Here is a 21,159-nt window from a genome sequence, read left to right as displayed (position 1 = left end):
TTAAGCGGGGGTGACGATCAGGAACTTCTCTGAGTCCTTGCTATCGATGATGGCGTGTGCGATTTCTTTGGCATCGACAACGTCAACGTCTACTGTGTCGCCGATCTCTGCGCCGAGTTCTTCTAGTTCAGACCCGGAAACGTTGATCCGGCCTGAATTTCCCGTATTGCGACCGATTTGCTTCCGGGTCATTGGTGATACCAAGGACTGTTCAGCCAAGGAATATAGTCTTTACTTAGACTGCCTCGACCCTGCGGTCACGTCTGGTGTTGAAGTCCAGAGGGACCCTGATGATTCCAAGAAACCCAAGCAAACCTGTATCCACCGAAACCGATTTCGCGGCGTGCCGGTCTACAAGATGACAAATTAGCCTAATCATTGTAAGTCATCAGAACGCGATCCTTCGCTTCCAGTTGAGTGTCTGGCTTACCAACCGTAGGGTGAACCCGTCCCGGGAGTCCCACACCCGAGACGGTAACGTGGTTGGCTCGAACAACCCTTCGCCGGGCCACCACACCTGGCCCAACTGTACACACCACGAGGAACTATTCAAGCCCAAGAAGGCTCAAATAGTTCATGGCTCACAGCATGCCGGGTAACCACCCCCGGCATATACATTTCCGAGATTGATCACTTAATAAGTTTGTAAATCTACCACGCCACAAGCCCCAATCAAGCGTTTAAGCTGATTTCCGCCCTCTTTCAACAGGAAAACGATTAGAAATACAAGTATCCTTAATTATCCACGTTGTATGGTAACGTGGATACGATGTTCAATACCCTCTCAAAACGTGACTGGCGAGCTGCTTTCCCAACCAAGGGGCAGGTAGCCGGCGCACTCAGTTTCACAGCTGCGATGATTCTCAGCGCAACCGCTGTCCTGTATGGTGAAGGAATCACCCACACACAAGTCACAACCCCCATATTAGGCGGCTCCCTCTGGGTCGTCAGCGCAGGACTAGCCGCCATCTTCGTTGTCGTCGCTTTGCTCTTCGCCATGATGGTCGCTCTCGGTCTCATCAGCGCAATCAGTACACCGCGACTGTACGGCCAGACAGATTACACCATCATTGGTGCTGGCGGTGTTCTGGGCGCAGTCAGCGCGATGGCGGTCTCCGCGACCGCGCAGGTGACGAATATGGGAGTGTTAGTCACGTCACTACCCGAGGGGTCTGGGGAATCCCTTGCAGCCGTTGCAGCTGTGGGGCTGCCACTGACGTACGTGTTCTACGAGTTGTACAAGCCAGACGCAGAACCAATCGGATCCCAGCAGACCGAGCCAACACTCGACCCAGACGTCGTCCGTGAGAAAACCGAGAACTGGTCAGACCGCGAGGCCGCTACACCTGCGCGACAGCAGCAGACCAACGCCCACACGCAGAAGAATGACACCGTATCCAACACCAACCAGCCGAATGACCACGGCACTGGGCCATCCGAGAACGCAACGACGGCGGCCAACGAAGACGCGGGCAAGTCGGACTACGATAAAATGGAATTTCGATGGAGCTCAGAGACGGACGTGAGTTTCGCTGACGTCGGCGGGATGGACGAGTTGAAGACGGAGTTGGAGCGTGACGTCATCAAGCCGCTCACCACGCACCGTAAGAAGGCGGCCGAACTCGGTGTATCCGCGCCGAACATCATCTTCCACGGCCCGCCGGGCACCGGGAAGACGTTTATGGCGAAGGCCCTGGCCACGGAACTCGGGCTGCCGTTCGCTAAGCTGAGCGGTGCGAACATCCAGAGCAAGTGGATCAACGAGTCCGCGACGAAAGTCCAGACGCTCTTCGAGGAAGCCAAGACGGTCGCAGCACAGGAAGGCGGTGCCGTCGTCTTCCTTGACGAGTTAGACACGGTATTGAAGAACCGGGACGGGAGCGGGAACGCGCACGAAGAGGACACCAAGGTCGTCAACGAGTTCCTGAACCACCTCGAAGACACCGAAGCGCACAATATCGTGTTCGTCGGTGCAACGAACCGTCTGGAATCCCTGGATGTCGCCGGAATCCGGTCCGGTCGGATCGACAAGAAGATCCACGTCGGGAAACCGGATGCGGACGCACGCGCGGCAGTATTGAAAGCCCAGCTCGCAGACCGGCCACACCAACTAGGCATCGATGATGTGAAGCGTGCGGCATCGATGACTGATGGGCTGGTGGCCGCGGACCTAGAGTTGGTAGTGAAGAACGCTGCCAAGCATGTGTTAGACCGTAACGGCGAGCGAATCCAGCCACAAGACATCAAGAGAGGGACGACAGAACTGAGCGTTAGCCAACGGTGAGTGGAGGCCGCGAGAGAGATTATCCGGATATCTCGTTGCACATCGGCTATACGCTGACCTTGCTTTTCGCAATATTCTCCAGCAGATCCACGGTCGGGTCTACTTCGGGCTTCTTGCAATGATTTGTGCCGAACCGATCAGAAATGCAAGGATGCTTAATAATCGTCGTTAGCGGACTTGTATGTCCCACACGCAAACATTCGCAATAGACATCGAGACGATCTCAACCGTCGAAAACCCTGATTTCGATGACCCAGAACACTGGATTCCCTTCTGCATTGCCCTCGGGCACGAGTCTGAATCGATGAGTGATCCGGACGTCGAAGTGATATTCCGGGGCGGTTCATCGATTGAGGAGGAAGCACGCCTGTTCACAGATGCGCTTGACTGGATTGCTTCGCGGAGCGACGGTAGCGACAGAGTGTTGTTGACGTACAACGGCGACGGATACGATTTCCCGATTCTCAAACACAGAGCTTGCCGCGTCCGGCAGGCTGAACCCGCGGAAAACGTAGTTGATAGACTGTGTCTCCTCCTACGGAGTTCGCGTCATATCGATTTAATCCTCCGTATGAAGGATAGAGAAGGTTATTTTGTGCCCCTGGACGATGCGCTCGACATACACGGCATTGAATCGGATGAACCGGAGTGGCTTGGCAAGCCCGTAACCGGTGCCGATATGCCTGAAATGGGTCTCGAATTACTGTCTGACCGGCCGAACGACGACCTACGTCGCGCCGTCGAACGGTACGCTGCGTCCGATGTCGGGCCATTATTCCAATTGTACGAGGAACTTACTACAGAGACCGTTCACACTAATGGATGAGCCCTGCAGCGTCGTAGCGGAGTTTTGAGCCTGCATCAGTCCACGTGCTGTCGGTCCCGAACGCGTTGGCCACTCAGTCTTTTGCTGCATTCTGGTGCGCGAAAACAGCAACAAACCAGTTATACCGCGAAGTCTAATCACCTACACCCAGTTTACGTCTTGTTGGTGTTTTATGCCGTGAGAACGCTATTTAGTGACTCATATGCTCGTATATGAGACCATGTCGATTGACTCTCCGAAACGCAGTTTAATCGACGTAGTCGTGCGTCTTCCGGTTTACAACGTTTGATATCGTGGCTTGGTCCACACCGAACTCGTCAGCTAACTCGTACTGGTAGACATCCTCGGTTGCGTAGCGGCGACGGATTTCGCGGACATCGTCGTGGCTTAACGGCCGGTCAACACGCTCCCGGCGGAACGCATCACCGATATTCTCTGCTTGAGTTCCGAGATACAGGTGATTCGGATTCACACACGCCCGGTTGTCGCACGTGTGATTGACTTGCTTATCCTCTGGAATTGCACCGTTGTACAGCCGGTAACTGATTCGGTGTGCCCTCGCTCTCCCATTGTAACGGAATTCACCGTACCCGTCTGCATTAGTGTATCTCTCCCATTCCCAGCATTCGTCCGGAGCACCTGACTCGTATTTCTCTTCGAATCGCTCTCGCGTGTGGTGAGCGTCTTCCGGGATTGCGCGGTTGATGTCTTTACCGTCTGCGCTCGCGTGTTGGTGAGCGCTCACGGTCCTTCACCTCGGGTATCAACTGGTGCAGTACAATTGATGAGATCACACTCTCCCCTGTCGCCCCATATTGGTGTGCTGTATCGTGACCACACCACTCCCGTGTCTGCGGTCACGTCAATATCGGGTCCCTCAATGCCCGTCCCGTCAAGCTCGCAGAGGATGAGGTCATCATCGTTCCAACGATATCTCCCCTTATGCGGAACGCCGGGCTCTCTCCATTTCCACGCGACCGTCCGCGAAGCGAGGGCTGATGCAATCTCCGACCAAAGCGCGCTAATGAGCCCGCTCTCTGACCACGTTAACTCGCTACTGTTCGACTGCCACGTTGTCGTTGAGCCTTGTGATGACAATTTACTCACCTCCGAGGTGACGCACGTGCCCGTCAGCTTGCTCGTACACCTCACTCTTCTTCAACCGGGAGATGGCATGCCACGTCTTCTCTTTGGGCACTCCCTCATCATACCGGGCAGCCTCAACAACAGTCTCAATGTCCACACTGTTGTGACCGCTCTGCGCTGCGAGCGCGTCGATAACTCGCGTGACGGCGTCCACACAGTCTTGCTGGGTCATACCCTCACTGTCACCACCGTCCGCCCGGACCGGTGTTGCGCCTTCGAGTTCATCCATTCGGTCAGTGACCGTGACGGGATTGGTGTCCGCGTCCGCATTAGCGTCTCCCTCGCTTGCAACGCTGGCCTTGACATCATCCACCTCGTCCGCGTTCAGGTTCGACTTGGACTCTGCATCCGAGTCGTCCACCGGTTCGAACTGCTCGGTCTCGTCGGACCACGCGAATTCGATGCGTTCGAGGACGCGGCCCCTGTACTCGTTCACCGTCTCCCGGTTCTCCGGCCACACCTCAATGCCCGCGTTGGTAGCCGCCTGCGCGAACTCTTCCCGGGTGAACGCCGGCGGTGGCGTCTCGTAGTCGCCGCCGAGCTCGGAGATTATCTCCGTCGTCTGTTTCTCCTTCCAATTTTCCGGCGGGAGGAAGACGTCGGGACGGTCGTCGGTCTCCCAGCGCTTCACGCCCTTATACTCCACCACGCGCGGCGTGTACTCGTCGTGGAAGTAGGCCGTCCCGGTGGTCTCAGCGTCGATGGCGTCTTCAAGGTCGTTCTCGGAGAAGCTATCCCCGAGGGAGCGAGCAATCTTCCGGGTGACGCGCTCAGTCTTCGAGAGGCCGTCCGCAGTGTCTGGGCCGTCGTCGGTGGCCTCCGCGAAGGCCCGCTCTGCTTCGGGGACGACGCGGTCGAACTTCTCAACGAGGCGCTCCTCTCGACTCCCACCGAGGTACCAAGCGATCACACCGCGTAGAACCTCGTGTTTCGAGAGATCGTTCGCCGCAGCGTATTGCTCCATCTCGTGTTTGACGTCCTCGTGGACGCGGACGAACTGCCGACTTGACTCGGTGTCGGCGAGAGACGGAATCCCGGAGAGATTATTTTTCTCGTCCGTCTCACGAGAGAGTCCGGCCGCCTCCAGGAGACGGTTAGCGTGGTCCTCCAGGGGGTGGACATCGCGGTACTCACGCCAAGACACCTCGATCTGGATGCCGGCGTATAAACGGTATTCACCCCACTCTTCCTCGACTTTAGCGGTGTACTCGGCCCATCGGTCGTCCGGGACTTCCCACCCGAGCTTCACGCGGGACGAAGTGGTCACGCTGACCACCCCGTGAGCGACGACGTGCCGGACTGACACGAACGTATCAGTCTGTACGTACGTACGTAACGTTCTGGCACGTAACAGTAGTAGTAGCAGCAGTGATCGAGGGGGAGATGCGGGTCGGCAGGTCGGGCGCTTTCGCTCCCAACCCGCCCCCATCCGGTGGTTTCCAGGTTCTCTGTTCTCGTTCGTAAGCATCGTGGGGACACTCTCGGAAGCCGTCTCGAAAAAAAATCTTCTCTGAGGACGGTCCCGCTGGAACGGGTCGCGGGACGCTCCTTGGTAGTGTCGTCGTCGCTCTCGTCCTGGTCGTCACTGGCGTCAGAAGTGTTACTATGCGTCTCGTCAGTCGCGGTCAATGTGTTGTGTGTGGTGTCTCGCATCGTGTCACCCAAGCCGTGAGGCTGATTGCTGGGCAACACGAGTACCGCGCGAGACTGACCATCCCCGCGATTCGCACCCGCGGTCAGTAAGGGATTGTATCGGGCTCGTGTGCGTCCGTACCTCCCCCTATCAACCTTGCACGTTTAAAACCTCGTAGAGTGGCGATGCCCCCTCCCACTCCTGCGTCCCGTAGACAACTCACCTCGCACGGTTCATATTCTCTAGACGATAGTGGATCATCTTGCCAGCACCGCCAACCCAAACTATCAAACTAATGAAAGCCATTCACGACACCAGACCAACACGGATCAGTGATGATATGTCCTACATTTTGGGCAGGCGCACCCCCAGCGAAATGAACTCTGAGATAGTAGCTGAGTAAATGCGGTCGAACGGTGACACGTACGGAGGGAGTCGAGTATGTGTCAAGGGAGGGCGCGGCACCTGCCGCGCTCGCGTGTGGACGGTGAGCGTTTCACGCGTGTCAGTATCGATGGTCGTGGTGTCCTCAGCTGCCCCTTAGCGCGCCCGATCGCGTGTTGACGGTGTCGCCAGGCCGGTTAGGGGTGAGTACTAGCGGTGTGTGAGCTGGACGGTGGTCGTTGGTAGTTTCGCGCGTGTCGTGGTTGGACTGCTCGTGCGCGTGTCGTGCCGGCACCCCGGGTTGGCGCAGGGCCATGACACTGGCCACTGGCCGCTGGGCGAATAGTCCTCGAAGCCCAGCGGCGCGTGAGCGGGCAGTCACAGTGACGATAGAAAATATCAAACTCTTGGGAGGTAAATCCTCCACCTACTCCATATCAACACACGTCTTCGGACGAGATCGGCCGGTATAGACCCGCGCCAAACGCAGTCGAAGGCTAGAGATTTCCTGGCGCGGCTTCTAATGGCCTTAGAACCCGCGCGAAGTTAAGAACACTCAACTAGTTGAGGTGAGGTGGTCTCAGGGTTTCTGCGAGGGGTTTCCGCGTAGGGTGTTTTCACTTCCGCGTAGGGTTTCTGCCACCGGTGTTTTCCTTCTGCGTAGGGTTTCCGCCACGCCATATCCTTTCTGCGTAAGGATTCTGCGAAAACCATACTAACATCTCCAGAAACTCCCCGCGAAAGCTTACACCATGCGACACAGAAACTCTAACCGTAAGATGACACAGTTAGAACTTACAGACATCGACACTGGTGATGAGGATACTGCCAGTGTCAACAGCATCGTCATCGCGCATGCAGCAACACGGCGTGAACTTGGCAGTGCAGTACGGTCGTGCTTAGAGTCAGCCCGTCAGACTATCGGTCAGTCCTGGGTCGATGAAACACTCAAAATGGGCATGGAAGAGACGGTGGCTAAAGGAAGCTGGGAATATGAGGATACCTGCGTCAACATTGACGGGGTTGCAATTGCGATAGGAATCGATCCTGACCGGACGCACGTGAGGTCAGCGGTCAATGCGCTGGATAATGATGTTATTGATGCCGACGATATCGTCGTCAACAGTATCGCAGCACTCGGTGAAACACATGAAGAGATCCAGGATCGTGTTTCGGCGTTCGTTGCTGCTGGCGCGACAATCCACCTGACAAGTGCTTGTGTGAATATTGATGGTGATTCCAGCGACGGGATAATAGGGGTATTGGATGGGCTCGATAGTGCTGGTTTAGAGTTACAGCGAGAAACGGAGATGCGGGACGTGCGGGACTGGTGTGATGGGTTCGATCGTTCACGCGGTCGCGCGCCGCTGGGATTCACCTACGACGATGACGGTGAACTGGAGACCGCTGATAATTTTGATGAGGTGCGAGCTGTGTTGTCGATGGTGCTGGATGACAGTCCTGACGGGCTATCGAAGCGGAAGGCTGCAGAGCGCCTTGATGTGTCTCCGCGAACGATCACCCGTGCAATCGAAGGGCACCCGAATCGGTACGGGCTCGGGCAGCTAACGGATTCAATAGAGTAACGTTACGCCTGCATCCCGCACTGATAGTCTTCTGCGAGTGAATCGCTATCGTCTTCGACGTAATCGATAGTCTGTGAGAGTTGAGCGTGGCCTGCTAAGAGCCTAGCTTGGTTGATGTCGATAGTGTCGATGTCGTTAACCCAGTGGCTAATCGCTGACCGGCGGAGACGATGTGACGTAACGAACCACTCATAGACTTCATCCTCCGGGTCTGGATCCGCGGGTCGCAGCGGTCGCTGTAGCCCAGCGTTCCACGCGGTTTGCTTAATCACATCGTTGATATCCGCTGGCTGCATCTCATCATTATGCGTCGTGCACAGGATTCGTCCCTCCTCCGGTGTGACCTGCCCGGAAAATGAGTGTCTCATCTGCTCACACCACCTTCTGAGTGTCAATCTGAATTCTTGGGGAAAGACGACGTTCCGTCGGGCAAGACCTGGATTTTCGCTGGGATCGATTTTGGCGGACTCAATATTGATTATACACCTGTCCCAGTCAATGTTCTCGATACGCATCTTCGACAACTCCACACTCCGAGTACCGGTATACCACGAGAGGCGTACGATCACCTCGTTCCGAAGTCGCGTTTCCCGTCGCTTACCGGGCACAGCGTCAAAGAGTTGTTCAACAGCATCTGGGCGAAGGGCGATGACGTCGTCGTTGTCCCGCGCATTGTCAAGGTCGTTCGCCGAGATCACGTGCTGTTTCTTGTACTCCGATGTTCTGGTGATACCATAGTCGTCTTTTAGACTGATATCATCGCAAGGGTGCTCACCGTCGTTGACGAGTTCAAGGCTATCGTCCGCGGCGTCGTTACTGATGATCGAGTAAAACGACTGGATTGACGTGAAGTAGGAGTGAATTGTCGTGTCTGCGAGGTCCGTGATGCCTTGTATGTACCCGCGGACGTCGCGTTCCTCTGCAGCGAGAGGGTCGATGTCGTTCACTGCGCAGAACTGCAGCCAGTACCCGACTTCTCTTCGCCGAGTGTCTCGTGTCCGATCGCTCGTTCCCGTTTTCTGTGAGGTGAGGGATGTGAGATAGCGTCCTCGCAGTTCTTCCATTTCCTCGCTAAGTTCTTTGTCTTCTGGCGTTACGTACCGACCTTTGTCGTCTCTCATACGTCTCTCACCCAGTGTCGGGTTCCATCGGCAATCGTGCTCTGGACAGTCTCTGTCGTTCTGTTCTCTAAGTAAATGAGAGCCTGACGGACGATGAGTTCGCTTTCATCGTCGTCCATTTTGAACGCGATTGCTTGTGCGCTCCCATCAATCCGAGTCTCGTGCTCTTCGATCGCAGTCTTAATGCCGATTAACTGGTCTGAATGGGTCTGACTAATCTCTCGCCGGACGTGATCGGACAAGTCATCGTAGCGTGGAATATGAGCGAGTGCTCGCATCGCCACCTCGCTCAACTGGTCTTCTGGCGGCATCGACCCCGGCGTAAGTGCGTCGTCAAGCTGACTCTGCAGTACTTCTACTTGCCCGGAGAGCAAATCGATGTCAGTTGTTACCTCGGTAAAATCGATATCTTCGCCGCTGTCGAGGTGTTCAGCGGTATCTACGTGGACGTATTCGTTGTTGAGTTCGCGGTCAACTGCCCGACGGACAACTCCTGCGAGAGTTTCGTCGTCACCGATCGCGGTTTTCCACTCGTCCTTTTTGGACGGTGTGACACGGACGTTCAGCGGTTCTTGGTTCCGATTCGCCATTTCTCGTCGCTACTGCTGACGAGGATTAATGTAAAAGCTTGGAAAACTGGGTACCCCAGTGGGTTACCTCAACCTCCAAACATTTCCCGCATCATCGGATGCATCTCCATGAGTTGCTCCTCGGCAATCTCCTCGTACAACTTGTACGTGATCGAGACCGCGAGTAGCAGGCTCGTTCCGCCGACACCGCCGATGGTGCCGAGCATGTTCGCCCAGACGGCCAGTAGGCCGACGAGCGCGCCACCGATGACGGTCACCTGCGGGATGTACCGCTCCATGACCTTCTCGATGACGCCGACGTTCTGTCGGAAGCCGGGGATTTGCATCCCGGAGTTCTGGATCTGTCTGGCCGTCGCCTCGGGACCCATGTCCGTCGTCTCGACCCAGAAGATGGCGAAGATCGCGCCACCCACGACCATGAACGTGACGTCAATGCCGATGCGGATCATCACTTGCCACCAGGCCTGCGAGACGTTTGCCGTCCACCACATCCAGTCCTGTGGCGAGTAGATCGGCGCTACGTAGTAGAAGAACCCGCTGGTGGGCTGACCCTGTGCCGAGTATACGCCGAGCCAACTCGGCATACTCGCCAGCTGCCGGTTCAGGATCTGACCCATGAACTGAACGTTCGCCTGCACCGCGCGAACGAGGATCATCGGCAGGACACTCGCGTAGATGAGCTTCACGGGGAATCGGCCGCGTGCACCCTTGACTCGAGCGTGGCTGAGCGGGATCTCGACGCGGACCGATTCGGCGTAGACGACGATGCCGAAGATCAGCAGTGTCGTCAGCAGGGCCATGAGGTTCCCCTGACCGACCATCAGCGTCTGCAGCCCTTCGCCGGAGATGATCGAGCCGACCTCGACCTTCCCGGTCAGGATCTGGTACCAGTTGAAGAAGAACCCACCATCGGTCGGCTGGATGAACCCGGTGACGAGCCGCTGGCTCACGCCGGCGATGATGAATAGGCCGATCCCGCTGCCGACGCCCCACTTACTGACGACCTCGTCCATGTAGAGGATGAGAATGCCGCCAATGAAGACCTGGGCAAAGATCAGCAGCTTGAGCTGTGTCCCCTCGAGCGTGAGTCCGCCGAGTTGCAGCTGAGGTACCGCTGGCAGGAAGCCGCCGGCGAACACCATCGGAAGACCGGTCAGGATCACCATCATGCCGACCAGCAGCTTCTGGAGGCCCTGATAGAGAACCTGATCGCGCGGGTCGTCCGTATCGAGGCCGAGCAGGTTCGCCCCGCCGAGCAGCTGTAAGACGATGCTCGCGGTGACGATCGGTCCGATACCGACCTGCAACACCGACCCTTGCGAGCCGGCGAGAATCGCGCGGAACTGCCCGAAGAAGTCCTGCGAGCCGGACTGTACTCCGAGCAGTGAGATGTTCGTCAGGAAGAAGTACAACATGAGGATGCCCGCCGTCCACATCAGCTTCCGCTTGAAGGGGACGTGCCCCTCCGGACGGCGCACTGCTGGCATCCGCGTCAAGACCGGTTCAGCGGCTTCCTTCCATCCCATACGTTATTCCTCGTCCTGTTCAGTGTCGGCTTCGTCGTCTTCGGCCGCCCGCTCCTCGCCGCGCTCGGTGAGGATCGCCTCGCCGCCGGCGGCCTCGAGTTTCTCTTCCGCTGCGTCGGAGAAGGCGTCTGCGGTGACGGTCAGCTCGTTGCGGACCTGTCCCGATCCGAGGACCTTGACGACGTCGACCTCGTGGCCGTCCTCGACGATATCGCGTGCGTCGAGTTCGTAGCCACCGTCGGTCTCCTCAGCGAGATCGTCGGCGACGTAGAGGATCGCGTCCTCGTCTAACTTCTGGACGTCGATCTCGGCGACTTCCTCGCGGATGTCCTGCGGTCGCTTGAAGCCGTGTTTGCCCTTCGGTTCGTAGTTGTGGAACTCGTGTTTGCTTCGCCCGGCACGGCCGCGTCCACCGCGGTGACCCGCACCGCGTCGATTCTTGTGGGAACCGCCGCTGTGGGTCCGCGATCCGCGCTGGCGTCGTTTTTTGCTCGTCATGGTTATCGCATCGATTCTAGCAGGGCGTTAATCTGCCCCGTTGTATGTTTTCCGAGTTGGCCGCCCTCGACGGTCGGCTTTTTGATGCCGTCGTGACCTCCCCGCGGTGGGTGAAGTCGAAGCGTCGGTGACAGTCCCTCGTCACGAAGCGTCGTTTCCTCGTCGAGCAGCGCTTCGGCAAGTTCGCCGAAGTCGCCGTACGCCGTGTTCTCGGCGAGCCACTCCTCGTCGACGTCTGCCTGCTTGCCCTCGAGGGGCTCGGATCGCTTCGCGAGCAGCGTCTCGAGTACGTCTGCGCTTGGCTCGCCGTGGGCGACGTAATCGTTGACCTTGGCGATCATCCCCTCGTAGGCGTCGGTTTCAGGGACGAGCGTGCAGTGGTTGACGCTGTGGACGTTGAGCATCGACAGCGTGTCCTCGACGTCTTCCTGTCGGTTCACTTCGCCGCGAACCTGGACGATCGCCTTCATCACTCGCTCACCTCGGCTTCCTCACGGCCGCCGCGGTTCCGTCGCGGTCGGCGTGACTGGGAGGCGTTCTCGAGCGCGTTGAACGTCGCCTTCGCCAGGTTCACCGTCGTTCGGGTATTGCCGTGGCTCTTGGTCCAGGCGTTCTCGATGCCGGCCAACTCGAGGACGTGACGGACGGTGTCGCTGGCGGCCAGCCCGAGCCCTTCGGGGGCCGGGATGACCTCGACCTCGACGGAGCCGGCCTTGCCGGTCGTCCGTCGGGTCAGCGAATGAGGCCGGTCCGAGCGGTCCTCCCAGGAACCGGAGCCGCGGGGCACCTGGATCATGTTCAGCTTTGCGATACCGATCGCCTTCTGGATGGCAGACCCGACTTGGTCGTCTCGGCCCTCGGCGTAACCGATGAAGCCGTCACGGTTGCCGACGGCGACGACGCAGCGGAACTTCACGCGTCGTCCGGAGTCGGTCATCCGCTGGACCATGTTGATGTCCAGTACCTCGTCTTCCAGTCCGGGGAGGAGCTGGTCGACGAGCTCGGGTTCCTTCAGCGGGAGGCCCGAGTTGAGGGCAGTCTCCATATCGTCGATTTCGCCCTCCTGGACCATCCGACCGAGACGGGTGACGGGTTCCCATCCGCTATCGTTGTAGTCGTTTGCGCTCATTCGAGAATCGCCTCTCGTACTTCGTCGAAGTGATCCGGCAGTTCGGTCGCGTCGAACTCACCGCTATACAGCGGCTCGTCTAGCTGCTCGGCGTACTCGGCGATGTGCTCGCCGCGCGTACGCGACCAGTCGGCCAGCACGCTGTCGTTGTGCGGAATGTCGAGGCCGGCGTCGATCGCCCCCTCCTGTACCGCGAACACCTTGTTTCCGGGCGTGGCCGTGTTGAGGCCGATGTCGAGGACTGCTTCCTCGAGACCGGCGTCGACGGCGCGTGTGCCGGCCAGCAGGCCGGTCAGGTACGCCGCAGAGATGTTGCTCGTGGGGGCATCCCAGCCGTACTCCTCGAGATCGCTCGAGTGTGCGCTCGCGAGCGTCTCGTCGCCCTGTGGTCCGGGAGTGATCAGCTGCGCCGTAGTGTGCTTGTTGCTCTTGCGAGCGACGAGGCGGGGCTTGCCCGATTTCAGCAGGCGCAACCTCTGGTGGTAGTCCGTCCGGACCTCACGGCGACGCCGCATCGGCACTTTGTATCGTGGTCCTGTCGCCATTATTGGTTACCGTAGTTGTCGTCGATGTAATTCAACAGGTACCGGACGCTACGGAACTCGCCACCGCCAGCCTTCTTGTAGAGCTCACGGTACTGCGTGGGCGTCAGTTCGCCCTTGTCGCGGAGTTCGCGAAGCTTCCGTCGCTGTGCGCGGATCTTGTTCTGCCACTCGTCTTTCTCGTTCTGGCGTGCGCCCTTCTTGCCGCGGCGCTTGCCCTGGCCCTTCTGGTGGCCGTAGGAGCGCTTTTCGTTGCGCTCACGGGCGCGACCGCGGGAGTTGCCCGACGAATCGGCAGCCCGAATGCGACCCTCGTCGACGAGTTCGCGGATCTCGTCGCGGGTGATCGCTTCGGCGATATCGCCCTGGGCCTCGGGGTCGAGCCAGACGCGGTTCTGACCGACGTCCAAGACGTCGGCAGCCAGTCGCTTCTGTGCGGAGAGATCAGTCATCTGCTTCCACCTCGACTTCCTCGTAGGTCGGGTTCAGGACGCGAACGCCCTGTTCCTCGGCCTGTTCTTCGATCCGTTCGCGCTTGCGCGCACCGACCGCCGAGGCGATTCGAACCGCCTCACGGTCGCCGTCGACGCCCTCGAGGTCGTCGACGTTCTCGACGTAGACCTCCTCGAAGCCGCTGGGGTGTTTGCCCCGGACGGCCTCGGGCGTACGGTAGCCAGCTTGGACCTTCGGACCCTTGCCTTTGACGCCCTTTCGCTGCTTGGACAGCTGACCGCGGGGTCGACGCCAGGATTCCGGCGTCCGCTTTTTCTTGTGGTAGTCCTGTCGATTGAACTGCGGTTTCCCCTCGCCCTTCCGGCGGGCGAGCAGTCGCTCCTCGTCCTCGGAGAGGTCGGGCGTCTTCTCGGTCAGCCCGCGGGGCTGCAGTTCGGTCTCGACCTCCTCGGCCGGCTCTGCGTCCTCGACGCCCTCGTCCTCGATCTCGGCCTCGGTCTCCTCGGTGACCTCGAGGTCACCGACGTCGGCTTTGATGCGGGCCGCGAGCGCGTTCCCGATGCCCTCTGCATCGGCCAGGTCATCCTGGTCGGCTTCCTTGACGTCCTCGATGGACTCGAAGCCGGCCTCACGCAGGGCCTCGGCCTTGCTTTCGCCGACGCCGCTGATGTCCTCGAGCGTCTGGAGTTCGTCGTTGTCGTCTGCCATCTATCAGACACCTCCCGTGGCGGGTTTGTTGGTGATGTAGACCCCGTCCTGGAAGACGCGGGTGTCCTTGCCGCTGACTTTCGTCAGCTGCTCGATGTCGGCCGCCGTCTGTCCGACGTGTTCCTTGTTCGGACCGGACAGGACGAGCTGCTCGTCGTCGACGGCAACGTCGGTCTCACCGTGGATAGTCGTTCGTCGCGGTGCCTTTTCGCCGAGGAAGTTCTCGATGACGACATCGTCGCCCTCTACGCGGACCTGCATCGGGAAGTGAGAGTAGAAGACTTCCATCTCGTACTCCCAGCCCTCGGTCACGCCGTGGACGGCATTGGTGATGTGGCTCTCGAAGGTGCCGACGGTCGAGTTCGTCTTCGCGTCCTCGGCGTCGCTTTCGATGACCACCTGGTCGTCGCCGGTCTCGACGGTCACGTCGGGATACCAGAGGCGGCGCGTAACGCTGCCTTCTGGGCCTTCGACGGTCACGTCGAACCGATCGACCTCGACGGTTACGTTTTCGGGAATTTCCAGTTCGACTCGCATTGTTAGTAGACGTACGCGATCACCTGGCCCCCAATACCCTGCTCACGCGCCTCGTAGTGGCTCATAATGCCACTGCTCGTCGTGACGACGAGGGCACCGAAGTCTCGAGCGGGGAGATAGCGCTTCTCCCACTTCTCGAAGTCATCGGCACCGACCGCGTAGCGGGGCTTGATAGGGCCGCACTCGTTGATCGCTCCTTTCAGTTCAACCTCGAACTGACCGGCTTTACCGTCGTCGACGAACTCGAAGCCGTCGATGTACCCGCGGTCGTAGAAGACCTCGAGTACGCTGCCGATCTCGTTCGAGGCGGGCGTTACCTCGTGGGTGAGATGACCCACGCTCTCGGCGTTGTCGAGTCCCGAGAGCGCGTTGCTGAGTGGATCGTTTCCAGTCATATTATCGATACTTCTTGAATCCCATGTCGCGGGCGATCTCGCGGAAGCACTGCCGGCAGAGGTTAATGTCGTACTTGCCGACGAGTCCCTGCTCGCGGCCACAGCGCTGGCAGGACTCGATCTGTCCCGTGCGCTTTGCCGCGTGCTCGCCCGTGCGGTCGTTTTCTGTTTCGCTTTCACTCATCGTCTGCGCCCTCTACGCTGACGTCGAAGTTCGCCTCGAGGAACCCGATTGCGTCCTCGGGGGTCAGTCGGTGATTCGACGGGATCGAACGGGTGGCCTTGTCGCGCTTGGCGATGCGATAGCCCGGACGCACTAGATTGACGGTAACGTCCAGCCCGTAGATCCCGACGTTCGGGTCGTACTCCTGGCTGGGGAAGTCGGTGTGTTCCTCGACACCGAAGCTGAAGTTCCCCGTATCGTCGAACTGCGCCGACGAGACGTTCGCCAGCGGCAGGGCCGTCTCGAGGAACGCGTGGGCGTCGTCGCCACGGAGGGTGACCTTTGTGCCGATCGGATCGCCCTGGCGGATACCGAAGTCGGGTTCGGTTTTCTTCGCCTGGGTCCGGACGCTCTCCTGGCCCGTGACCTCCTCGATGATGTCCTCGGCCTTGCCGAGTTCGCGACCGCCCTGACCGACGCCCATGTGGACGACGACCTTCTCGACGCGCGGTTCGCGCATCTCGTGGAAGTCGGAACCGGAGTCGGTTTCGCTGCTCATTCATCATCACCCGTAAAGTTCTCGTCGATGACGACGACGTACTCTTCGACGGTTTCGAAGCCGCCGTCGTCCGTGGAGATGCCGACGGTGTTCGATCCGCTTCCCAGCGTAACGTCGATCGCATCGATCTCGCCGACCTTACCACCGTGATTGCCGCGGACGGCAGTCACGAGCGCGCCTTCCTCGTAGGGGAAGTGTGCGACGATCGATTTGTCGTCGTTATTGACGACGATCGAGTCTTTCGTCTCGTACTCGTCGTCGTCGACGATGACGTTCGTCCCGTCGTGCAGCGTCAGCTGGGTGTCGCCACCTGGGACCTGTTGTTTGCCCTCGATTTTACCGAGGCGGCTCTGGGCCGAGTCCTCGTCGATCTCCGTCAGCGCGAGCCGACCGCCCTCGTCGGGGAAGACGCGGTAGTACTCCTCGCGACCGGGGAACGCGACGATGTCGAACATGCCAATTGGGCGCTGTTCGTCGTTGATCGGATCCCCGTTGATGAGGATCGCGTCCTCGGAGAGGGCGTACCGGGCTTCTTTCCGGGAGTCCACGTAACCGAGCACGTCCCGCAGGAGGACGACGAGCGGCACGCCGTCTTCGCCGTGCGGACCGGCGTCGGCCTTGACCGTGAAGGTCTCGGTCTTTCGCTCGACTGGCCAAGACTTCGGTACCGACAGTCGTTTCTGGTGTTTCGTCATTCGCTATCACCTTCGAGACGCGCCTCGCGACGCTCGTCCTCGAGATCGAGGTCCGTGATCCGAACGTTCGACGGGTCCAGCGGCCGCGGCACTTCCTCGCCGTCGGCCGACTCGATGGTCACGTCCTCGACGTGGATCGTCCCGTCCTCGAGAATCGCGCGCATGACCTCGCCTTCCTCGCCGGCGTGGTCACCGCGCATGACCTCGACCGTGTCGCCCGCATTGACGCGGGTGCGACGGGTGTCATACTCCTCACGGAGGTCGTCGGACAGCGTCGCGTGGAGCTGCTTCTGTCGCTTGTGCAGCGGCGCTCGCTCCGTCTGCGTTCGCTGTTTGTGTGGTTGCTTGCTCATTGTCTATACGATCATCGTCGCCGTGCTGGCGATTGCTCCGAAGCGCTCTGCGACTTCGCGGGCGATCGGCCCCTTGATCTCCGTCCCGCGGGGCTCTTCGTTCTCGTCGATGATGACCGCCGCGTTGTCCTCGAACTTGAGCCGCGTGCCGTCGGGCCGACGGATCGATTTCCGTTGGCGAACGACGACGGCCTCGAGGACCTGTCGACGCATCTCCGGGGTACCCTTGGTGACCGAGACGGTCACCTTGTCACCGATCCCCGCCTTCGGCTGGCGGCTCTTGGTGCCTTGGTAGCCCGCAACGCTGATGACCTTCAGTTCACGCGCGCCAGTGTTGTCGGCACACGTGATCAGGGAACCCTTCTTGAGTCCCTGCGTGACGTCGGCTTTCATCGCCTCCATCACTGATCACCCTCGTCTTCGGCGGTCGCGAAGTCCTCGTCGGAGAGTTCCGGCTCGGGTTCTGCCTGACTCGCGAGCTCGGCGAGGTCCTCCGCGGTCGCTTCTTCGGTTACTTCGACGACCACGTGCGATTTCGTCTTCGACAGTGGTCGGGTCTCTGCGATCTTGACCGTGTCACCGACCGAGAGCGGCTCGAGCACGCCCGGTACGTGTGCCGGGATGCGCGAGCGTCGTTTCATGTGTCGGTCGTATTTCGGGACCGCCACATCGTACTCTCGCTCGACGACTACGGTCTTGTCCATGTCCGTCGAGACGACGGTCCCCTCGAGGATCTGCCCTCGAACGGAGAGTTCGCCGTAGAACGGACACTTCTCGTAGTCGTATTCCTCCGGGTTTTCGGGTTCCGGAGGGGTGTCAACGTCTAGTCCTATTGCCATGGTGAGTCACCATTCGTTTCCGTGCGTCGGGCGGGTCGTGAGAGCAGTCGCGATCCATCGACCGTAACGTAGGCTACATCCTCGCCAGCGCCGTCCGCCGTAGCGGATTGCTCCGTCGTAGCGGGTTGAGTGTCGGCCAGTTTGGACGCAGTCCCCGATCCCTTTGCGGGATCGGCGGCGTCATCTGTGATCGCGAACTCGAACGTCGAGCCCGATTTCGGCACCATCACGACCCGAGACTCGCCGTCTCGACGAACCTCTATCGAAAAGGTCTTCGTCGTCTCGATGACGACGCGACCCTCCAGACCCACCCGCGAGGAGTCGTCGCTCTCGACGACTCGCACGGGGAGTCCGTTGAGTTCGTGTCGCGGCAGGGTCTCGGGTGTCAGTGCCATTGTGAGTTCGTTATTCTTCGTCCTCGAGGTCGCCCTCTTCGCGCTGGATCGTCTTGATCCGCGCGATGGTGCGACTCAGTTCGCCGATGCGGCCCGGATTTTCCGGGGCACCGCCGGCGGCGAGGACGGACTTCTGGTTCAGCAGTTCGGTCTCGAGTTCCTCGAGTTCCTCCTGCCGTTCAGCAGGCGTCATATCGCGGAGCTCCTCGACGTGGAGGATCGCCATCAGGCGTCACCTCCCTCGTCTTCGTCTTCCGCTTCCATCTCCTCGACGAGTTCCTCGGCTTCCGCCTCGACATCTTCCTCGAGGTCATCGAGTTCCTCCTCAATGTCCTCGTCGCCGTCGGGAACCTCAACATCCTCGAAGTCCTCGTCGGCGTCGGCCGCGACTTCCTCTTCGATGACTTCCTCGACATCCTCGACGTCCTCGACGTCCTCGTCGACCTCGTCGGCCGGCGCTTCGACGTCGCCCTCGGGGGCCTCTCCCTCCTCGGGTTCGCCCTCGAGAAGTTCCTCGACGCCCTCGGCCTCGTTGGCCTCGACGGCGTCGGGGACGATCTCCTCGGGGTCCATGTCCTCGTTGATCTGGAAGTCGTCGGGCAACTCGGCGCCCGGCGGAATGATCTTGACGTCGACGCCGATCGTGCCGAGTTTCATGACCGCGACGCCCTGACCGTGGTCGACGACTTCCTCGGCGGGCTCACCGTTGTGTTTGATGTATCCACGGTTGAACTTCTCGACGCGCGATCGCGCGCCCGTGACCTTCCCAGAGAGGACGATCTCCGCGCCGAGCGCACCGGCTTCCATGATCCGGTCGATCGTCGTGTGACCGGCCTTCCGGAAGTACCAGCCGCGCTCGAGCGCGTTGGCCAGTCGGTCCGCGACGATCCGTGCGTTGAGGTCAGGTTCGTCGACCTCCTGGACGTCGATCTGGGGATCCTCGAGGTCGAACTTCTCCTCGAGAGCGGTCGTCACTTTTCGGATGTTCTCGCCGCCTTTGCCGATGACCATCCCAGGCTTCTCGGCCTTGAGGACGATCTGGGTACCCATCGGCGTTTTGGCGACGTCCATGCCACCGTAGCCCGCGCGGCCGAGTTCTTCCTGGAAGAACTCGTCGATCTGGGACCGCTGCAGGCCGTTCTCGATGAATTGATGTTCGTCAGCCATTAGCTCTCGTCCTCCTCGGTTTCGGTCTGTTCTTCGACGATGATTTCGACGTCGACCTGGGGGGTGTTCCACGACGACGCCCGCCCCATCGCACGGGGCTTGCGACCGACCGATTCGCCAACCTTGTGGGCGGCGACGTGGACGATTTCCATCGACTCGGCGTCGAATCCCTGGTGGTCGGCGTTGGCCGCGACGTTCTCGAGCAGATCGAGGAACTCTCCGGAGACCTTCTCCGGGTATTTGCCGGCGTCCCAACCCTCGACGTCGGAGCGGTGCCCCGCGCCGGCGTTGTGGGACTTAAACGGCACGGACTGTTCCTCGTCGATCACGTCCTGGAGGTACGCCTGCGCGTCGCCGACGGTTCGGCCCTTGATCTCGCGGGCGACCTCCTTGCTGTGCTTGTGGCTCATATGACGCTCCCGGAGCATGGCTTTCGCCGTGGCGTCCGGATCCGCGTCGACTGAGTAGTTGATTCCCATACGTTGATCACTTCAGTGGGACGAACTTCGAGGATCGGGTCGCGCCGATACCGGCCTGACCGTGTTCGACGGAGGTTCGCGTCAACTGGAACTCGCCGAGGTAGTGGCCGATCATTTCGGGTTCGACGCGGACGCGCTCGAACGCCTGTCCGTTGTAGACCTCGAAGGTCAGTCCGACGAACTCCGGCAGGATCGGCATGTCCCGTAGGTGCGTTCGGAGCGGGTCGTTCGCCGTCTCCTCTTCGCCCGCGTTACGGGCCTCCTCGAGCAGTTTCTCCTTCTCGACGGAGAGACCGCGTTCGATACTTCGCCGCTGGCGTGCGGGGAGCAGTTCCACGACCTCGTCGAGCTCTAACTCCTGCAGCTCCTCGAGCGTGTGACCGCGGTAGGTGAACTCACCTTCGCGGCCGGTTCGGTACTCCTGACTCATTTGTTGCCACCTCGACCGGTGCGTCGGGACGAGATGTCACCGACCTTCCGTCCCGGCGGGGCATCCCGCGAGACGGACTTGGGTTTGCCGGGGTGCTGTCGGCCGCCGCCACCGAACGGGTGGTCGACGGCGTTCATCGCGACACCGCGGACGCGGGGCCACTTCGTGCCCCGGGCCTTCATCTTGTGATACTTGTTGCCGGCCTTGACCATCGGCTTCTCCGTGCGGCCGCCACCGGCAACGACGCCGATGGTGGCGCGACACTGCGGATCGAGGCGCTTGACCTCGCCGCTGGGAAGCTGGATGACCGCGGCGTTGCGGTCGTGGGTGATCAGGTCGGCGTTGGTCCCGGAGGCGCGGGCGAACCGACCGCCGTCGCCCGGATTCGCCTCGATGTTACAGACCGGGACCCCTTCGGGAATCTCGGCCAGCGGGAGCGTGTTGCCGGGTTTGATCTCCGCGGAAACGCCGACCTGTAGCTCCTCGCCAACGGTGATGCCTTCGGGAGCGAGGATGAGTCGCTGATCGCCGTCTTCGAACTCGACGGCGGCGACCGGTGCGGATCGGGCGGGGTCGTGTTCGATGTCCACGACCGTCCCGCGCACGATGTCGTCGTCCTCCTCTTTCTTGTGCTCGAGCTTCGCCTTGTATCGGTGCGACGGGGCACGGAACGTCGAAGTACCGCGACCGCGTCGTTGTCCTTGAATGCGTCGTCCCATTC

Annotated in this window: 29 protein-coding genes; 3 read left to right on the top strand and 26 right to left on the bottom strand. The window is 60.1% G+C overall.

Features of this window, described 5'->3' with window-relative positions:
* Entirely contained in the window at positions 1-192 is a 192-nt protein-coding gene (locus ACJ70B_RS13710; protein ID WP_408957552.1) for a hypothetical protein, read from the bottom strand.
* A gap of 577 nt (positions 193-769) precedes the next feature.
* On the opposite strand from ACJ70B_RS13710, the gene ACJ70B_RS13705 reads away from it, so the two are divergent.
* Positions 770-2,284: an ATP-binding protein gene (locus ACJ70B_RS13705; protein ID WP_408957551.1), complete on the top strand. Its 1,515-nt coding sequence runs from the start codon at positions 770-772 to the stop codon at positions 2,282-2,284.
* A 181-nt stretch (positions 2,285-2,465) separates the two neighbouring features.
* Entirely contained in the window at positions 2,466-3,110 is a 645-nt protein-coding gene (locus ACJ70B_RS13700; protein WP_408957550.1) for a ribonuclease H-like domain-containing protein, read from the top strand.
* A gap of 247 nt (positions 3,111-3,357) precedes the next feature.
* On the opposite strand, the gene ACJ70B_RS13695 is transcribed toward ACJ70B_RS13700, so the two are convergent.
* Both ACJ70B_RS13695 and ACJ70B_RS13690 read right to left on the bottom strand, forming a co-directional pair.
* A complete protein-coding gene (locus ACJ70B_RS13695) occupies positions 3,358-3,855 on the bottom strand; it encodes an HNH endonuclease signature motif containing protein (protein ID WP_408957549.1) in 498 nt (165 codons plus the stop codon).
* Positions 3,856-4,209: 354 nt separating this feature from the next.
* Positions 4,210-5,523, bottom strand: a complete 1,314-nt coding sequence (locus ACJ70B_RS13690) for a hypothetical protein (protein ID WP_408957548.1) — start codon at positions 5,521-5,523, stop codon at positions 4,210-4,212.
* Positions 5,524-7,052: 1,529 nt separating this feature from the next.
* On the opposite strand from ACJ70B_RS13690, the gene ACJ70B_RS13685 reads away from it, so the two are divergent.
* Positions 7,053-7,859, top strand: coding sequence for a hypothetical protein (locus ACJ70B_RS13685; protein ID WP_408957547.1), 807 nt, complete (start codon positions 7,053-7,055; stop codon positions 7,857-7,859).
* A gap of 2 nt (positions 7,860-7,861) precedes the next feature.
* Here ACJ70B_RS13685 and ACJ70B_RS13680 read toward each other — a convergent pair whose 3' ends face one another.
* The 23 genes from ACJ70B_RS13680 to ACJ70B_RS13570 form a co-directional block, all read right to left on the bottom strand.
* A complete protein-coding gene (locus ACJ70B_RS13680) occupies positions 7,862-8,980 on the bottom strand; it encodes a tyrosine-type recombinase/integrase (RefSeq protein WP_408957546.1) in 1,119 nt (372 codons plus the stop codon).
* Positions 8,977-9,570 (bottom strand): hypothetical protein, encoded by a 594-nt coding sequence (locus ACJ70B_RS13675; RefSeq protein WP_408957545.1) that lies wholly within the window; start codon positions 9,568-9,570, stop codon positions 8,977-8,979. The genes ACJ70B_RS13680 and ACJ70B_RS13675 overlap by 4 nt, the downstream gene beginning before the upstream one ends.
* A 68-nt stretch (positions 9,571-9,638) precedes the next feature.
* Entirely contained in the window at positions 9,639-11,096 is a 1,458-nt protein-coding gene (gene secY, locus ACJ70B_RS13670; RefSeq protein WP_408957544.1) for a preprotein translocase subunit SecY, read from the bottom strand.
* Between the two features lie 3 nt (positions 11,097-11,099).
* On the bottom strand, positions 11,100-11,594 hold the full coding sequence (locus ACJ70B_RS13665) for an uL15m family ribosomal protein (protein ID WP_408957543.1): 495 nt from the start codon (positions 11,592-11,594) through the stop codon (positions 11,100-11,102).
* A 2-nt stretch (positions 11,595-11,596) separates the two neighbouring features.
* Positions 11,597-12,064: a 50S ribosomal protein L30 gene (locus ACJ70B_RS13660; protein WP_408957542.1), complete on the bottom strand. Its 468-nt coding sequence runs from the start codon at positions 12,062-12,064 to the stop codon at positions 11,597-11,599.
* A complete protein-coding gene (locus ACJ70B_RS13655; RefSeq protein WP_408957541.1) occupies positions 12,064-12,723 on the bottom strand; it encodes a 30S ribosomal protein S5 in 660 nt (219 codons plus the stop codon). Before ACJ70B_RS13655 ends, ACJ70B_RS13660 begins: the two co-directional genes overlap by 1 nt.
* Positions 12,720-13,268, bottom strand: coding sequence for a 50S ribosomal protein L18 (locus ACJ70B_RS13650; RefSeq protein WP_408957540.1), 549 nt, complete (start codon positions 13,266-13,268; stop codon positions 12,720-12,722). The genes ACJ70B_RS13655 and ACJ70B_RS13650 overlap by 4 nt, the downstream gene beginning before the upstream one ends.
* Complete coding sequence (locus ACJ70B_RS13645) at positions 13,268-13,717, bottom strand: 50S ribosomal protein L19e (protein ID WP_408957539.1); 450 nt, start codon at positions 13,715-13,717, stop codon at positions 13,268-13,270. Before ACJ70B_RS13645 ends, ACJ70B_RS13650 begins: the two co-directional genes overlap by 1 nt.
* On the bottom strand, positions 13,710-14,426 hold the full coding sequence (locus ACJ70B_RS13640; protein WP_408957538.1) for a 50S ribosomal protein L32e: 717 nt from the start codon (positions 14,424-14,426) through the stop codon (positions 13,710-13,712). Before ACJ70B_RS13640 ends, ACJ70B_RS13645 begins: the two co-directional genes overlap by 8 nt.
* Before the next feature lie 3 nt (positions 14,427-14,429).
* A complete protein-coding gene (locus ACJ70B_RS13635; protein ID WP_408957537.1) occupies positions 14,430-14,963 on the bottom strand; it encodes a 50S ribosomal protein L6 in 534 nt (177 codons plus the stop codon).
* A gap of 2 nt (positions 14,964-14,965) precedes the next feature.
* Complete coding sequence (locus tag ACJ70B_RS13630) at positions 14,966-15,358, bottom strand: 30S ribosomal protein S8 (RefSeq protein WP_408957536.1); 393 nt, start codon at positions 15,356-15,358, stop codon at positions 14,966-14,968.
* Position 15,359: 1 nt separating this feature from the next.
* A complete protein-coding gene (locus ACJ70B_RS13625) occupies positions 15,360-15,542 on the bottom strand; it encodes a 30S ribosomal protein S14 (RefSeq protein ID WP_130498710.1) in 183 nt (60 codons plus the stop codon).
* Positions 15,535-16,080, bottom strand: coding sequence for a 50S ribosomal protein L5 (locus tag ACJ70B_RS13620; RefSeq protein ID WP_408957535.1), 546 nt, complete (start codon positions 16,078-16,080; stop codon positions 15,535-15,537). The genes ACJ70B_RS13625 and ACJ70B_RS13620 overlap by 8 nt, the downstream gene beginning before the upstream one ends.
* Complete coding sequence (locus ACJ70B_RS13615) at positions 16,077-16,775, bottom strand: 30S ribosomal protein S4e (protein ID WP_408957534.1); 699 nt, start codon at positions 16,773-16,775, stop codon at positions 16,077-16,079. Before ACJ70B_RS13615 ends, ACJ70B_RS13620 begins: the two co-directional genes overlap by 4 nt.
* Entirely contained in the window at positions 16,772-17,128 is a 357-nt protein-coding gene (rplX, locus tag ACJ70B_RS13610) for a 50S ribosomal protein L24 (RefSeq protein ID WP_408957533.1), read from the bottom strand. The genes ACJ70B_RS13615 and rplX overlap by 4 nt, the downstream gene beginning before the upstream one ends.
* Before the next feature lie 3 nt (positions 17,129-17,131).
* Positions 17,132-17,530 (bottom strand): 50S ribosomal protein L14, encoded by a 399-nt coding sequence (locus ACJ70B_RS13605; protein WP_408957532.1) that lies wholly within the window; start codon positions 17,528-17,530, stop codon positions 17,132-17,134.
* Entirely contained in the window at positions 17,530-17,967 is a 438-nt protein-coding gene (locus tag ACJ70B_RS13600) for a 30S ribosomal protein S17 (RefSeq protein WP_408957531.1), read from the bottom strand. Before ACJ70B_RS13600 ends, ACJ70B_RS13605 begins: the two co-directional genes overlap by 1 nt.
* On the bottom strand, positions 17,958-18,362 hold the full coding sequence (locus ACJ70B_RS13595; RefSeq protein ID WP_408957530.1) for a ribonuclease P protein component 1: 405 nt from the start codon (positions 18,360-18,362) through the stop codon (positions 17,958-17,960). Before ACJ70B_RS13595 ends, ACJ70B_RS13600 begins: the two co-directional genes overlap by 10 nt.
* 10 nt (positions 18,363-18,372) lie before the next feature.
* Positions 18,373-18,588: a 50S ribosomal protein L29 gene (gene rpmC, locus ACJ70B_RS13590; RefSeq protein WP_408957529.1), complete on the bottom strand. Its 216-nt coding sequence runs from the start codon at positions 18,586-18,588 to the stop codon at positions 18,373-18,375.
* Complete coding sequence (locus ACJ70B_RS13585) at positions 18,588-19,529, bottom strand: 30S ribosomal protein S3 (protein ID WP_408957528.1); 942 nt, start codon at positions 19,527-19,529, stop codon at positions 18,588-18,590. The genes rpmC and ACJ70B_RS13585 overlap by 1 nt, the downstream gene beginning before the upstream one ends.
* Positions 19,529-20,008 (bottom strand): 50S ribosomal protein L22, encoded by a 480-nt coding sequence (locus tag ACJ70B_RS13580; RefSeq protein ID WP_408957527.1) that lies wholly within the window; start codon positions 20,006-20,008, stop codon positions 19,529-19,531. Before ACJ70B_RS13580 ends, ACJ70B_RS13585 begins: the two co-directional genes overlap by 1 nt.
* 7 nt (positions 20,009-20,015) lie before the next feature.
* Complete coding sequence (locus ACJ70B_RS13575; RefSeq protein WP_310906273.1) at positions 20,016-20,438, bottom strand: 30S ribosomal protein S19; 423 nt, start codon at positions 20,436-20,438, stop codon at positions 20,016-20,018.
* Complete coding sequence (locus ACJ70B_RS13570; RefSeq protein WP_408957526.1) at positions 20,435-21,157, bottom strand: 50S ribosomal protein L2; 723 nt, start codon at positions 21,155-21,157, stop codon at positions 20,435-20,437. The genes ACJ70B_RS13575 and ACJ70B_RS13570 overlap by 4 nt, the downstream gene beginning before the upstream one ends.
* Positions 21,158-21,159: the final 2 nt, after the last annotated feature.

This window comes from Natrinema sp. 74, from assembly GCF_046097095.1.
Taxonomy (GTDB): Archaea; Halobacteriota; Halobacteria; order Halobacteriales; family Natrialbaceae; genus Natrinema.
Note: the sequence above shows the minus strand (reverse complement) of the source record. Positions and strands in the feature narration are given on the sequence as shown.

Coding starts and splice junctions, on each gene's coding strand:
- ACJ70B_RS13710 (WP_408957552.1), bottom strand. CDS start 192: ATGACCCGGAAGCAAATCGGTCGCAATACGGGAAATTCAGGCCGGATC.
- ACJ70B_RS13705 (WP_408957551.1), top strand. CDS start 770: ATGTTCAATACCCTCTCAAAACGTGACTGGCGAGCTGCTTTCCCAACC.
- ACJ70B_RS13700 (WP_408957550.1), top strand. CDS start 2,466: ATGTCCCACACGCAAACATTCGCAATAGACATCGAGACGATCTCAACC.
- ACJ70B_RS13685 (WP_408957547.1), top strand. CDS start 7,053: ATGACACAGTTAGAACTTACAGACATCGACACTGGTGATGAGGATACT.
- ACJ70B_RS13680 (WP_408957546.1), bottom strand. CDS start 8,980: ATGAGAGACGACAAAGGTCGGTACGTAACGCCAGAAGACAAAGAACTT.
- ACJ70B_RS13675 (WP_408957545.1), bottom strand. CDS start 9,570: ATGGCGAATCGGAACCAAGAACCGCTGAACGTCCGTGTCACACCGTCC.
- secY (WP_408957544.1), bottom strand. CDS start 11,096: ATGGGATGGAAGGAAGCCGCTGAACCGGTCTTGACGCGGATGCCAGCA.
- ACJ70B_RS13665 (WP_408957543.1), bottom strand. CDS start 11,594: ATGACGAGCAAAAAACGACGCCAGCGCGGATCGCGGACCCACAGCGGC.
- ACJ70B_RS13660 (WP_408957542.1), bottom strand. CDS start 12,064: ATGAAGGCGATCGTCCAGGTTCGCGGCGAAGTGAACCGACAGGAAGAC.
- ACJ70B_RS13655 (WP_408957541.1), bottom strand. CDS start 12,723: ATGAGCGCAAACGACTACAACGATAGCGGATGGGAACCCGTCACCCGT.
- ACJ70B_RS13650 (WP_408957540.1), bottom strand. CDS start 13,268: ATGGCGACAGGACCACGATACAAAGTGCCGATGCGGCGTCGCCGTGAG.
- ACJ70B_RS13645 (WP_408957539.1), bottom strand. CDS start 13,717: ATGACTGATCTCTCCGCACAGAAGCGACTGGCTGCCGACGTCTTGGAC.
- ACJ70B_RS13640 (WP_408957538.1), bottom strand. CDS start 14,426: ATGGCAGACGACAACGACGAACTCCAGACGCTCGAGGACATCAGCGGC.
- ACJ70B_RS13635 (WP_408957537.1), bottom strand. CDS start 14,963: ATGCGAGTCGAACTGGAAATTCCCGAAAACGTAACCGTCGAGGTCGAT.
- ACJ70B_RS13630 (WP_408957536.1), bottom strand. CDS start 15,358: ATGACTGGAAACGATCCACTCAGCAACGCGCTCTCGGGACTCGACAAC.
- ACJ70B_RS13625 (WP_130498710.1), bottom strand. CDS start 15,542: ATGAGTGAAAGCGAAACAGAAAACGACCGCACGGGCGAGCACGCGGCA.
- ACJ70B_RS13620 (WP_408957535.1), bottom strand. CDS start 16,080: ATGAGCAGCGAAACCGACTCCGGTTCCGACTTCCACGAGATGCGCGAA.
- ACJ70B_RS13615 (WP_408957534.1), bottom strand. CDS start 16,775: ATGACGAAACACCAGAAACGACTGTCGGTACCGAAGTCTTGGCCAGTC.
- rplX (WP_408957533.1), bottom strand. CDS start 17,128: ATGAGCAAGCAACCACACAAACAGCGAACGCAGACGGAGCGAGCGCCG.
- ACJ70B_RS13605 (WP_408957532.1), bottom strand. CDS start 17,530: ATGGAGGCGATGAAAGCCGACGTCACGCAGGGACTCAAGAAGGGTTCC.
- ACJ70B_RS13600 (WP_408957531.1), bottom strand. CDS start 17,967: ATGGCAATAGGACTAGACGTTGACACCCCTCCGGAACCCGAAAACCCG.
- ACJ70B_RS13595 (WP_408957530.1), bottom strand. CDS start 18,362: ATGGCACTGACACCCGAGACCCTGCCGCGACACGAACTCAACGGACTC.
- rpmC (WP_408957529.1), bottom strand. CDS start 18,588: ATGGCGATCCTCCACGTCGAGGAGCTCCGCGATATGACGCCTGCTGAA.
- ACJ70B_RS13585 (WP_408957528.1), bottom strand. CDS start 19,529: ATGGCTGACGAACATCAATTCATCGAGAACGGCCTGCAGCGGTCCCAG.
- ACJ70B_RS13580 (WP_408957527.1), bottom strand. CDS start 20,008: ATGGGAATCAACTACTCAGTCGACGCGGATCCGGACGCCACGGCGAAA.
- ACJ70B_RS13575 (WP_310906273.1), bottom strand. CDS start 20,438: ATGAGTCAGGAGTACCGAACCGGCCGCGAAGGTGAGTTCACCTACCGC.
- ACJ70B_RS13570 (WP_408957526.1), bottom strand. CDS start 21,157: ATGGGACGACGCATTCAAGGACAACGACGCGGTCGCGGTACTTCGACG.